This is a genomic window from Pedobacter sp. KBW01 (assembly GCF_003852395.1).
In the GTDB taxonomy this organism is placed as follows: Bacteria; Bacteroidota; Bacteroidia; order Sphingobacteriales; family Sphingobacteriaceae; genus Pedobacter.
Genome location: NZ_QAJQ01000020.1, coordinates 46,676 through 58,874 on the forward strand (window position 1 = coordinate 46,676; position 12,199 = coordinate 58,874).

The 12,199-nt window shown below is 40.9% G+C and carries 9 protein-coding genes; 4 read left to right on the top strand and 5 right to left on the bottom strand.

The annotated features are described in order from the left end of the window. Positions 1–93 precede the first annotated feature (93 nt). Complete coding sequence (locus tag DBR40_RS19260; protein WP_124561378.1) at positions 94–1,245, top strand: aldose epimerase family protein; 1,152 nt, start codon at positions 94–96, stop codon at positions 1,243–1,245. Positions 1,246–1,557: 312 nt separating this feature from the next. Here the strand turns inward: DBR40_RS19260 and DBR40_RS19265 are convergent, their stop codons facing one another. The 5 genes from DBR40_RS19265 to DBR40_RS19285 all read right to left on the bottom strand — a co-directional run bounded on the left by DBR40_RS19265 (position 1,558) and on the right by DBR40_RS19285 (position 5,695). Next, entirely contained in the window at positions 1,558–2,727 is a 1,170-nt protein-coding gene (locus DBR40_RS19265; RefSeq protein ID WP_124561379.1) for an alpha-hydroxy acid oxidase, read from the bottom strand. A 148-nt stretch (positions 2,728–2,875) separates the two neighbouring features. After that, entirely contained in the window at positions 2,876–3,697 is an 822-nt protein-coding gene (locus DBR40_RS19270) for an amidohydrolase family protein (protein ID WP_124561380.1), read from the bottom strand. Positions 3,698–3,709: 12 nt separating this feature from the next. Continuing rightward, positions 3,710–4,039, bottom strand: a complete 330-nt coding sequence (locus DBR40_RS19275; RefSeq protein WP_124561381.1) for an L-rhamnose mutarotase — start codon at positions 4,037–4,039, stop codon at positions 3,710–3,712. Between the two features lies 1 nt (position 4,040). Continuing rightward, complete coding sequence (locus DBR40_RS19280) at positions 4,041–4,895, bottom strand: fumarylacetoacetate hydrolase family protein (RefSeq protein ID WP_124561382.1); 855 nt, start codon at positions 4,893–4,895, stop codon at positions 4,041–4,043. Positions 4,896–4,930: 35 nt separating this feature from the next. After that, complete coding sequence (locus DBR40_RS19285) at positions 4,931–5,695, bottom strand: SDR family NAD(P)-dependent oxidoreductase (RefSeq protein ID WP_124561383.1); 765 nt, start codon at positions 5,693–5,695, stop codon at positions 4,931–4,933. A 354-nt stretch (positions 5,696–6,049) separates the two neighbouring features. Between DBR40_RS19285 and DBR40_RS19290 the strand changes: the two genes are divergently transcribed. The 3 genes from DBR40_RS19290 (at position 6,050) to DBR40_RS19300 (ending at position 12,199) form a co-directional block, all read left to right on the top strand. Further along, positions 6,050–8,785, top strand: a complete 2,736-nt coding sequence (locus DBR40_RS19290; protein WP_124561384.1) for a hypothetical protein — start codon at positions 6,050–6,052, stop codon at positions 8,783–8,785. After that, positions 8,785–10,338, top strand: coding sequence for an MGH1-like glycoside hydrolase domain-containing protein (locus tag DBR40_RS19295; RefSeq protein WP_124561385.1), 1,554 nt, complete (start codon positions 8,785–8,787; stop codon positions 10,336–10,338). The genes DBR40_RS19290 and DBR40_RS19295 overlap by 1 nt, the downstream gene beginning before the upstream one ends. A 283-nt stretch (positions 10,339–10,621) precedes the next feature. Next, positions 10,622–12,199 carry a glycoside hydrolase family 28 protein gene (locus DBR40_RS19300; RefSeq protein WP_124561386.1) on the top strand — a complete coding sequence of 526 codons (1,578 nt, stop codon included), beginning with the start codon at positions 10,622–10,624 and terminating at the stop codon, positions 12,197–12,199.

Here is a 12,199-nt window from a genome sequence, read left to right on the forward strand (position 1 = left end):
AGCGTTAACCAAAAATAAATCTATATGAAAGCATGCGGGTTTTAATCTGTACAAATCACGACTGCTTCATCACCCTAAAACCAATAATAACTGATGAAAAAACCATTTCTTAAAGCGTTACCAGTGGCTACATTGTGTTTAGCCCTTGCTTTTTCTTCCTGCAACTCCAAATCGGATAAAGGCAGCGATACAGCCGCACAGCACGATTCGTTAAAATACAACAGCACGATTGATGGAAAAAGTGTTAAACTTTACACATTAAAAAATAAGCAGGGGGCTTCCGTTTCGATTAGCAATTACGGTGGCAGGGTGGTTTCGTTACTGGTACCCGATAAAAACAATAAATTAACTGATGTAGTATTGGGTTACGATAGCATCGGGGCTTATCGTAAAAAAGGCGAACCGTTTTTTGGCGCACTGATTGGCAGATATGGAAACCGGATTGGCAAAGGTAAATTTGCTTTAGATGGAAAAGAATATCAATTGCAGCTTAATGATGGTGTAAACACCTTGCACGGCGGTACCGATGGTTTTTTTGGCAAGGTGTGGGAAGCGAAGCAAGTGGATAGCACCAAACTGGAACTGAGCTATGTTTCTCAGGATGGGGAAGCTGGTTATCCGGGTAAACTGGATGTTAAGGTTTCCTATACGCTAACCGACGATAATGCCCTGCAAATTGATTATGTGGCCACTACAGATAAAACTACCATCGTAAACTTAACCAACCACGCTTACTTTAACCTAAACGGCGAAGGCGACAGCACAATTCTAGATCACGAATTAGTGATCGATGCCAGTGCTTATACGCCGGTAGATTCTACCCTGATTCCAACCGGTAAATTACAACCTGTTGCAGGCACTGCTTTCGATTTTAACAAAAGTAAATTGATTGGCAAACAAATTGGCGATAACGACGAGCAATTAAAATTTGGTAAAGGTTACGACCATAACTTTGCATTAACCCATCACGATGGTAAAGCACCCGTAGCGGTTGTTAAAAGCACTAAAACAGGTATTGTGTTATCGGTGATTACAACAGAGCCTGGATTACAGTTTTACAGTGGTAATTTTTTAACGGGCGCTGATAAAGATGGTAAAGGTGGTAAATCTTACCCTCACCGTTCGGCATTCTGTTTAGAAACGCAACACTTCCCTGATGCCCCAAACCACCCGAATTTTGCATCGACGGTGCTTAAACCGGGCGAAACGTATAAGACCAGTACAACTTATAAGTTCTCGAAATAAGATCGGGTATTGGCCGGTGTCTCACCGACTAGTAGATCAGAATTTAGCGTAGCTTTTTTCTGACCACGGAGGCACGGATAAGCACGGAATAACATATTTCTTGTTTGGTATCTCACTCACCAATAGATCAGAATTAGCGCAACTATTTTCTGGCCACGGATGAGCAAGGAATAGTGTTTTTCTTATTCGCTTATTGTTCGGTGTCTCACCAACCGGTATATAAAATTAAAGCTCCTGCTATACAGGAGCTTTTTTTATTTTTAACCAAATCTTCGGATAATCCTGTTTTTGGTACCTGGGCACTCTATTAACTTATACCGCTAATAACCTTTCAGGGAATTGCGAAATTTTTTCGATCGTGAGCTGTTGCATAATCTGGTATAAATGGGTTTTAAACATATTGATGGTATGGTCTCCACCTTCATTACCCAATGCCCCAACGCCATACATAAACGGGCGGCCCATAAAGTTAAATTCAGAACCTACTGCATGTGCCCTGGCCAAATCAACTCCAGAACGGATTCCTCCATCCAGCATGATCTTGAGTTTTGATTTATAGGCTTCATTTCCGGCGAGTTTAATTAAAGAGTTAATCGATGATTCACCAGCATCAATTTGTCGCCCGCCATGATTGGAAACAATAACCCCATCCACACCAATCTGTATAGCTGCCTGCATATCTTCATCAGTAGCTATGCCCTTTAATACCAATGGCCCTTTCCAGATTTCGCGGATGGCCGAAACCTTTTCTATGTCAACCTTCCCTGTAAACGTTCGGTTCATAAACTGTCCCAGCTGCGACATGTCCATTCCTTTTTCCATATAAGGTTTTAAGGTGGCAAAAGAGGGGATACCATGCTGTAGTGTTTTTATACCCCATAATGGTCTTGCAAATGCCTGTAAGATGTTGTTTACCGACATTTTAGGTGGTATTGAAAGGCCACTTTTAATTTCCTTGTACCTTAACCCGAAGGCAGGCACATCTACCAGCACAACCAGAACCGGACATTCAACTGCTTTCAAACGTGATAAAATATCATCCCTAAGTTTATTTTCTGTAGGGTGGTAAAGCTGAAACCAGGCTTTTCCTTCCGAAACTTCAGCAATCCGTTCGATACTACTGGTCGATACCGTACTCAATGTATAGGGGATATCGTGTTTAGCTGCCGCTTTAGCTAGAATTTCGGGCGCATTGGGCCACATTAAGCCTTGCAAACCGATAGGAGAAATACCGAAAGGAGCACTGTATTTGCGGCCAAAAAGCTCAACCGACATATCAATATCTCCACCAACACGTAAATAGTTAGGTTTTAAATATATATTATCGAAATCAGTTTCGTTACGGACCAGATTTAGCCCTTCGTTACAGCCGCCTTCTAAATAATCGAATGCAAATTTTGGTATTCTTCTTTTTGCTTTACTTCTAAGGTCAGCTACAGAAGGATATTGAGAATGATAAGGAAAGGTAATTTTTTTGCTCATTATTAAATTTATTATCTTGGCCGCAGGGGTGTTAAAAACCGAAAACTAACACTATATATTGTAATCTCCATCCTGCACTATCGGCCATGTTTGGTTTCTGGAGAATTTAAGTGCCAGGTAATAGCCACAAGGGGCTTAAAAACAGTCTTTAAAGACTATAAAAAACCTTCGCGTTATCAGAAAAGATCAATCTCCTTTCTGCAACAGTGAAACGTTCGGTATATTTATTTACTAAATTAAACCAATCCTCGTAAGGCCTGCTGAGTAACATTACCGGCCAGTCGCTGCCATACATTACGCGTTCAGGGCCAAAATGTTCAAATATTACATCAAAGGCGTTAAACAGTTCTTGCTCTGTCCAGTTTTTCCAGTCTGCTTCAGTTAATAAACCCGATACTTTACATTGCACATTGGGGTTTGCAGCCAAAGTTTTAATGTTTTCAGCCCACAATTTCAAATCCTGACTTTTTACATCTGGCTTGCCACAATGATCCAATACAAATGGCTGATCGGGAATTTGATCAACCATTTGTATAATGGCTTCCAACTGGTCGTGATAACACAACAAATCGTATGTATAATTGTATTTTTTCAACTGTTTAACTCCAGCAATAAAAGCTGGATTGAGGATAAAATCCCGGTTCTCAGCCTGCAGGATGTGCCTCCAGCCCTTAATGGTTTTATGATTGTTCCAGTAGCTTAAGCGCTCATCAAGATCAGGGTTTAACAAATCAACCCAGCCTACAATGCCTTTTATAATTTCGTTCTCTCCGGTCAGGGTTAAAAGAAAATCGTTTTCTTCTTCCGATTGACTGGCCTGCACTGCAACGCATCCGGTAATATTCAAATCGCTATACACCCTTAAGAGGTTTTTAGGAGAAAAATCTTTACGGATGGTTTGCATATCCTCATTAATCCAGTTATCTCTAACAGGGTCGAAATTCCAAAAGTGTACGTGGGTATCAATCATATTGTAAAAGCACTAAAGTTTAAATATCTGATCCATTAAGATCCATTTTTCGCCCGGTTTGGCACCTGGCAATGCCTGCTGGAATTTCCACATTAAAGTTTCCCATTCCTGCACTTTGGGGTTGGCTAAATCGGCCTTTCCTTTTTCTTCAAAAGAAAAGCTTTCGTTTACCTCCATAATCATAAATAACCGGTTACCAGTTAAATATATATCGAGGTTTTCGATCCCGGAAGCAATAATGCTTTCTTTAATTTCAGGCCAAACTGATTGGTGATATTGCTTATATTCTACAATAAGCTGCTCATCATCAACCAGATCGAGCGCCAGGCAATATCTCTTCATATTAGTTTTCGATGTAAGCTTTAACAGTCTGTTTACTTGTACCCAGGCCATCAATACCCAATTCAACTACATCGCCTGCCTTTAAATACCATGGCTCAGGTTTTTGTCCTAAACCTACACCAGCAGGTGTACCTGTGGTAATTACATCGCCAGGTAAAAGAGTCATGAACTGACTGATATAAGCAATCATAAACGGCACATTGAAAATCAGGTTCGAGGTATTTCCATCCTGTAAAGTTTTGCCGTTAACGGTTAACCACAAACGTAAGTTGTGTACATCAGCAATTTCATCCTGTGTAGCAATAAATGGCCCGATTGGTGCAAAGGTATCGGCGCTTTTTCCTTTCACCCACTGTCCGTTACGCTCCAGCTGGAATTCGCGTTCGCTGTAATCGTTGTGCAATACATAACCAGCAATATGATCTAAGGCATTTTCTTCTGATACGTAACTGGCTTTTTTACCAATAACAATAGCTAATTCTACTTCCCAATCTGTTTTTTTACTGTTTTTAGGGATCACCAAATCATCATTCGGGCCTACAATAGCGCTGGTAGCTTTGAAGAATAAAATGGGTTCGGCTGGAATAGGGGCATTAGTTTCTGCCGCGTGGTCTTTGTAATTTAAACCAACACAGATAATTTTAGAGGGACGTGCCAAAGCAGGACCTAAGCGTACACCTTTATCTACTTGTGGTAAATCAGCCGATGCAATAGCTGATTTTAATTTTTCAAGGCCATCGCCACCAAAAAACTCTTCGTTATAATCACTAACCAATGCAGATACATCGAAATAGTTATCGTTGATAATTACTCCTGGTTTTTCTGCTCCAGCTTCGCCAAATCGTATTAATTTCATGTTAAAAGGTTCTTTATTGTATTTAAAATAGGGTATTAATTGTTCAGGGTAGTAAATCCACCGTCAATCGGGTAATCGCAGCCGGTAATAAACGAAGCTTCGTCGCTACATAAATATAAAGCAAGCGCACCAATTTCTTCAGGTTTAGCCATGCGGCCGATAGGTTGTGTTTTAGATAATTTCTCGAACATTTCGGGGATGTTATCCGGATAGTTTTTCTGTAAAAAGCCATCTACAAAGGGCGTGTGTACCCTTGCCGGAGAAATTGAATTACACCTGATGTTTTCGCCGATATAATCTTTAGCTACGCTCATGGTCATGGCTTTTACTGCACCTTTTGCGGTACTGTAAGCAAAACGATCGGGTAAGCCAATTAGTGCTGCAATAGAAGCCATATTGATGATCACGCCACCGCCAGCCAAACGGATTTGCGGAATGGCAGCATACAAACAATTGTAAACACCTTTAACATTTACGCGCATTACACGGTCAAAATCGCTTTCTTCGGTGGTATCGGCTTTACCAATATGTGCAATACCGGCATTATTTACTAAAATATTTATGCTTCCAATCTGTTCAAAAACAGCTTTAACCGCCTGGTGGTCTGAAACATCGCAGGCATAACTAAAAGCCTGTTTGCCGGCAGTCTTAATTTCATCAAGTGTATCTTGTGCCTGTGCTGTACCCAGTTCGATGATATGTACTTCGGCATCCTGTTTGGCCAGAATAGTTGCAATAGCCCTGCCAATCCCACTTCCGCCGCCTGTAACTACTGCTTTTTTATTTTTGAGTGAAAACATGTTTGTTGTTTAAATTGATTGATAATGTAATATACGTATTTTGATTTGGCATCCTTAAATTATAAATTGAGCTTACCAGCGCCTAAAAAACGGACTTAATGTTATAATTGATTAGAATACGACTACAAATAAAATAAATATTGTTGATTAAAAATTTTATCTTCTTGTCTAAATATTAACAGATATTGTCATACCTGCCACAAACCTTTAAAAGGGCTTTACCTTGCATAAATTTTACAAAAGCCAAAGGCTAATTTACTTATATTTGAATATTATTTTTATATTTAAATAATATTACAACCAAATATTACACAAAATCCTAATTTTTAAGGGTTTGTTATAAGAGCCAATTGCATGAGAAATTTTCTGATTTTTATTTCCTGTTATTTTTTATCGATCTCTTTTTCAAGTGCGGCTAGTCGCGCCGAAAAAAATATATTAATACCAGCAACTGCGCATGTAAGGGTAAAGTTTGGCGCAGAGCAGGTTTTAAAAGCCTTAAATAAAATTGGTTATCAGGCCAGCATAACCGTGCAAGGCCAAAAGGCTACAAGCAGACCAGGTATCATCATCGGCATATTTACTGATGCGGTTTTGGCCAGCAAACTTCCGGCTGCCTTAAAAAGCAAAATAGCCAATGCAAAAAAAGAAGCTTATACCATTTATACAGATAAAAGTGGCACCTTATATATAGCAGGTCATGATGCATCGGGCACCTTATATGGCTGTATTGAACTGGCCGATAAAATTAACGAAACAGGTAAATTACCAACTGCATTAGCCGTTTCAGATCAACCCGAAATGGTACTCCGCGGAACTTGTATTGGCTTGCAAAAGCCCGATTATCTTCCTGGTCACGATGTTTACGAATATCCCTACACACCAGAAACTTTCCCCTGGCTTTACGACAAAGCCTTGTGGATTAAATACCTGGATATGATGGTAGAAAACCGTTACAATTCGCTTTATCTTTGGAACGGCCATCCATTTTCTTCTTTATTGAGACTAAAAGCCTATCCTTACGCAGTAGAAGTAGACGATGCCACACTTAAAAAGAACGAGGAAATTTTCAGGTTTTTAACCCACGAAGCTGATAAGCGTGGCATTTGGGTGATCCAGATGTTCTACAATATCATTATCCCAAAGCCATTTGCTGATAAACATGGATTAAAAACACAAGATCGTAACCGTCCGATTATTCCGTTAATTGCCGATTATACCCAAAAATCGATCGCAGCATTTGTAGAAAAATATCCAAATGTAGGCTTAATGGTTGCATTGGGCGAAGCTATGGAAGGCGTGGGGCAGGATGATATCGATTGGTTTACCAAAACCATTATCCCGGGTGTAAAAGACGGATTAAAAGCTGCCAGGATAAAAGAAGAGCCACCTATTGTATTGCGCGCACACGATACCGATGCGCCAAGCGTAATGAAAGCCGCATTACCGCTATATAAAAACCTGTACACCGAAAATAAATTCAACGGCGAAGCTTTAACCACCTACACACCACGCGGTGCCTGGGCAGAGCTGAACCGTAAACTGGCCTCAATCGGTACAGTAAACATCTCTAACGTACACATTCTGGCCAATTTAGAGCCTTTCAGATATGGTTCGGCTGATTTTATTCAGAAATCGGCACAGGCCATGAACAAGATTTATGGTGCTAAAGGCTTACACTTGTACCCGCAAGCCAGCTATTGGGACTGGCCTTACACTGCCGACGAAGTAAAAGGACGCTTACTGGAGGTAGACCGCGATTGGATCTGGTATAAAGAATGGGCCAGGTATGCATGGAATTCGCAAAGAGACCGCAACCAGGAAGTTAATTACTGGGGTAAGGCACTAGCCAATAAATATGGCACCACATTAACTGGCGGCAAAGCCATATTAAATGCTTATGAAGAATCGGGAGAAATCTCACCCAAACTCTTGCGCAGATACGGCATCACCGATGGAAACCGCCAAACCTTAACACTGGGCATGTTAATGACGCAATTGATTAACCCTTTCCGTTATGGTGTATTTACTTTAATGTACGAATCGGAAGCACCTGAAGGCGAAATGATTATCGATTACGCCGAAAAAGAATGGAAAAAGCAGGGGCACATTGGCGAAACACCTGTACAAATAGCCAAAGAAGTGGTAGCGCATGGTCAGAAAGCATTAACTGCTATACAAAACGCTGCACCAACGGTAACCAAAGATACCGCAGAATTTAACCGCCTTAAAAACGACATGTATTGTTACGATGCCATGGCGAACTTTTATGCCGAAAAGGTAAAAGCTGCACTCTGGATTTTACGTTATAAATATTCTAACAGCGTAGCAGACCTTGATCAGGCACTTCCGTTTCTCGAAAAAAGCGCAACACATTATGCCGAACTGGTTAAACGCACCGAAAAAAGCTACCTGTATGCCAATAGCATGCAAACCAAACAACGCAAAATCCCCATGCGCGGGGTTGATAAAACATTTATACACTGGCGCGAAATGTTACCGGTTTTTACTAAAGAGCTCAACCATTTTAAACACAGTATCGATTCGCTAAAATCGGTTAAACAAGGAGCAACAGCTAAAACGGTAACCTATAAAGCTGCCGAAGTAAAGATTTTAAACCATCCTGAAAGCTATATTTTAGCCAAAGATGCTGTTGTTTTTACTGACACAACCGTTAAAATTAAAGAGCTTGCCGATGAATTGCTGGGTTTAAAAGGCATTAAACTGGCTAAAGCAGATCAGATCAAAAACGGAACTGAAATTAAGTTCAGTACAGCTGTGCCGGTAAAATTACTGGTAGGTTTTTTCAATCAGAAGAATTCGCAATTCCTTGCGCCGCCACAGTTGGAAACCGATGCAAGCGCCAATAATTATGGTCAGTCGGAAATTAAAATATCAAATGCTCTGGTGCCTTATGGTTTCCCTCCGGTAAATGTGCACGCTTACGCTTTTGCAGCCGGAACACATAGCTTAACTTTAGGTAAAGGAGCTTGTTTGGTTTTAGGTTTTATTGATGATAAACAGGAACTCCGGATTTTTAACGCTGGTTTAGATGGCAGGGGAAAAGACATAGATTGGTTATTTGAATAATGATAAATACAAGAAATTTGATAGCTGCTGCGACACTCTCGTTATGCACTATTACCGGTTTTGCACAGCAAAAAATTATTTTAGGAACAGAAAAGCTGAAGAAATACGTTACCTATTTCAATTCAATTGATACGGAAGCGGTAAAAAACTATGTTCCCAATGCCGAAGCATTTACCTGGCTGGCAGGTCAAATCCCTTTATTTGAATGCCCGGATGAAGTGCTGGAACAAAATTATTATTACCGCTGGTGGACCTACCGCAAGCATCTGGTAAAAACACCGGAAGGGTTCATCTTTACTGAATTCATAGAACCGGTTAAACATGCTGGCAAATACAACTCAATTAGCTGTGCCTTAGGTCATCACCTTTACGAGGGCAGGTGGTTAAAAGACAACAGTTACCTGCAGGATTATGTGAAATTTTGGTTGTACCATGCTGATGTAGGTCAAACGAAGCAGCGTTTTCACCAATTTAGCAGCTGGATCGACGATGCGGTATATCAAAACAATCTGGTAAAGCCTGATCAGGAATTTTTAAAGGAAATTCTGCCTGCGTTGGATAAAGATTATACCAAATGGGAAGCTGAACGTAAACTTAAAAACGGATTGTTCTGGCAGAACGATGTGAAAGATGGGATGGAAGAGTCGATCAGCGGATCGCGGAAAGACCAGAACCAGCGACCAACCATTAACAGCTACATGTATGGAAATGCCATTGCTTTAAGTAAGATTGGTAAAATGCTTGGCAACAAAACCTTAGTTAGCAAATACAACCTCAAAGCGGACTCGGTTAAGAAACTGGTTCAGGATAGCCTTTGGAACCCCGCCTCGGCCTTTTTCGAAACCAGAAAAGCAAAGGGAGGTCATGCCGAGGTTCGCGAAGCCATTGGCTTTATTCCCTGGGATTTTAATTTACCTGATGATAAAGCTACCTATGCAAAAGCCTGGGATCAGCTATTGGATACCGCAGGTTTTAATGCGCCCTGGGGCTTAACTACAGCTGAACGGAGAAACCCAACCTTCAGAACACGTGGCTCGGGTCACAGTTGCGAATGGGACGGTGCGCTTTGGCCATTTGCCAGTTCTCAAACCCTGAAAGGATTGGCGAACCTGCTTACCAATTACAAGCAGCATGGTAAAATGAATGCCAGCGTATTTTATGCAGCGTTACATAAATTCGCTGCATCGCATACTAAAAACGGCAAGCCTTATATTGGTGAATATCAGGATGAAAAGAATGGCGAATGGTTAAAAGGCGATAATCCGAGAAGTAGTTTTTATAACCATTCTACTTTTTGCGATTTAATCATCAACAACCTGGTTGGCATTAAACCACGAACAGACAATACTTTGGAAATATATCCGCTAATCCCTAAAAACCAATGGGATTGGTTTATGCTTGATAACGTTTCATACCACAACAAAACTTTAACAGTATTGTGGGATAAAACCGGAACTAAATACAATAAAGGCAAAGGATTTCTGGTATTTGCAGATGGTAAAGTGATTTTTAAAGGCAAAGACTTGAAGCCAATAAAAGTGCAGCTGAATTAAGGGGATGAAGCGATGAAATCGCTGATCACATGCAAGCCCTGTCCGTAGTGTTAAGCAACGCGTCACTACGGATTGGCGAATAGAATTGAGTTTACAACTCAGTAACAAAGAACGAGTCAGAGCCTCTTTTCCATGCGAAAATCCGTAGAGCCCTTCGGAACTCTACGGACAGATGAGGAAATTAAGCGATAAAATTGCTAATCAGGTCCGTCCTCGTTACAAACGAGGACGATATAGAGATGCCGAAATAAATTCAGCATGACGAAATTTATTAACAAAGCAGATGAAATATTTAATCAGGACTTTAACTTTTGTAATTGCGATAACAGCTTCCGTAAGCCTTAGTGCACAGAGCTACTATAATGTAATCAAGTATGGCGCTAAAAACGACAGCAGCAAGCTCGCCACTACTGCCATTAAAAATGCCATCGAAGCAGCATCAAAAGCAGGTGGTGGTACCATTTATTTCCCTGCAGGTAAATATTTAACTGGCGCAATCCATTTAAAAAGCAACATCACGATTTTGATTGATGCCGGCGCTGAGCTTCATTTTAGCGATAACTTCGACGATTACCTTCCGATGGTGAAGAGCCGTTACGAAGGGGTAGATGTAAGCAGTTTCTCGCCATTGTTTTACGCCTATAAAGCCGAAAATATCTCTATAATTGGTCGCGGTATTATAGACGGGCATGGCAAAAAATGGTGGGATTTTGTAGAAGGTTATAAAGAAGGTCAGCCGATCTCGAAATGGCAAACCACCTTTGCCAGCCTCAATAAAGACATTATACTACCCGACGACCCCAAACAAATGAAACGCGGCTTTTTGCGTCCGCCGTTTATACAACCCATGTTTTGCAAAAACGTATTGATAGATGGCATAACCATTCGTAATTCGCCATTTTGGACCGTAAATCCTGAGTTTTGCGAAAACGTTAAGGTTCATGCGGTAACCATCAACAATCCCCATTCACCCAATACCGACGGTATCAACCCCGAATCGTGTAAAAATGTACACATTTCAGATTGCCACATCAGCGTAGGCGATGATTGTATCACCATCAAATCGGGCAAAGACGCTCCGGGCAGAAAGATGGCTGTTCCTGCCGAGAATTATGTGATTACCAATTGCACCATGCTATCAGGCCATGGCGGAGTTGTAATCGGCAGTGAAATGTCGGGCGATGTGCGCAAAATCACCATCTCCAATTGTGTGTTTGACGGAACCGACCGGGGCATCCGCATTAAAACTGCCCGTGGCAGAGGAGGTGTGGTTGAGGAGATCAGGGTAAGCAACATTATCATGAAAAACATCAGAGAGCAGGCCATTGTACTGGATATGCAATATGCCAAAACCAATCCCGAGCCTGTTTCAGAGCGTACACCGATATTCAGGAATATCCATTTCGCCAATATTACGGGGCAGGTAAATCAGGCTGCCTATTTAAACGGCTTGGAGGAAATGCCCATCAGCAATATCACTTTTAACGACATTAACCTCGAAGCCAAAAGCGGTTTTTCGATCAGCAACGCCGCTGATATTGAACTGCATAATGTATCCGTAAATACACAAATTGGTGCTGCTGTAAAAGCCTTAAAAGTAAATAACCTCATTATTGATGGCTTAAAAAGCAATAAAATATCTGCAAATGCCGCTGTAGTAGATCTTACCAATGTTTCGGATTTGTTTTTATACAATGCCTTTCCTTCAGCCGAAATAAATAATTACCTAAAGTTGAGTGGCGCTGAAACCAAAAACATATTTTTAGGCAACAATAATTTCAGAAGGATAAAAACGCCGGTTAAAAAGGAAAAAGAAGTAACGGCTACCATCGAAATTATATCTGGCGACAAAGTACAATAA

Excerpts from the sequence above, each read along its gene's own strand:
- DBR40_RS19260 (WP_124561378.1), top strand. The coding sequence starts at position 94 with ATGAAAAAACCATTTCTTAAAGCGTTACCAGTGGCTACATTGTGTTTA.
- DBR40_RS19265 (WP_124561379.1), bottom strand. The coding sequence starts at position 2,727 with ATGAGCAAAAAAATTACCTTTCCTTATCATTCTCAATATCCTTCTGTA.
- DBR40_RS19270 (WP_124561380.1), bottom strand. The coding sequence starts at position 3,697 with ATGATTGATACCCACGTACACTTTTGGAATTTCGACCCTGTTAGAGAT.
- DBR40_RS19275 (WP_124561381.1), bottom strand. The coding sequence starts at position 4,039 with ATGAAGAGATATTGCCTGGCGCTCGATCTGGTTGATGATGAGCAGCTT.
- DBR40_RS19280 (WP_124561382.1), bottom strand. The coding sequence starts at position 4,895 with ATGAAATTAATACGATTTGGCGAAGCTGGAGCAGAAAAACCAGGAGTA.
- DBR40_RS19285 (WP_124561383.1), bottom strand. The coding sequence starts at position 5,695 with ATGTTTTCACTCAAAAATAAAAAAGCAGTAGTTACAGGCGGCGGAAGT.
- DBR40_RS19290 (WP_124561384.1), top strand. The coding sequence starts at position 6,050 with ATGAGAAATTTTCTGATTTTTATTTCCTGTTATTTTTTATCGATCTCT.
- DBR40_RS19295 (WP_124561385.1), top strand. The coding sequence starts at position 8,785 with ATGATAAATACAAGAAATTTGATAGCTGCTGCGACACTCTCGTTATGC.
- DBR40_RS19300 (WP_124561386.1), top strand. The coding sequence starts at position 10,622 with ATGAAATATTTAATCAGGACTTTAACTTTTGTAATTGCGATAACAGCT.